Origin of the sequence: Nocardiopsis salina YIM 90010 (genome assembly GCF_000341025.1) — a bacterium.
GTDB lineage: Bacteria > Actinomycetota > Actinomycetes > Streptosporangiales > Streptosporangiaceae > Nocardiopsis > Nocardiopsis salina.
This window is the reverse complement of the sequence record NZ_ANBF01000228.1, coordinates 1-272: the sequence shown is the minus strand read 5'-3', so window position 1 is coordinate 272 and position 272 is coordinate 1. Positions and strand designations below refer to the sequence as shown.

Annotated in this window: 1 pseudogene; it reads right to left on the bottom strand. The window is 79.4% G+C overall.

The window, feature by feature from the left end:
- A pseudogene (locus D474_RS33050) lies at positions 1–272 on the bottom strand (protein kinase domain-containing protein); the annotation flags it as partial.

The window sequence follows — 272 nt, the reverse complement described above, 5'->3', positions numbered from 1 at the left end:
GCTGCTGCGGCCGCCGACGCGGCGTCGGAGGTGGGACCGGGGCCGGAACGCTCCTCGGCCGGCCCCTGCTCGTACCGGCGCACGTCCTCCGGACCGGGCAGCTGGAACGTGCCCGTGCGGTTGGGCGCGAGCCTCGGTTCGGCCTGCCCCTCCGGTACGGCGTGCCCCTGTGCGACCGGGTAGGCCGTCCCCCCGCTCGAGGGGCGCGCGGCGGAACCGGCGGAGGGGCCCGGGGGAGCAGCTGGGGTGCCGGCAGGACCTGCGCCGCTCAC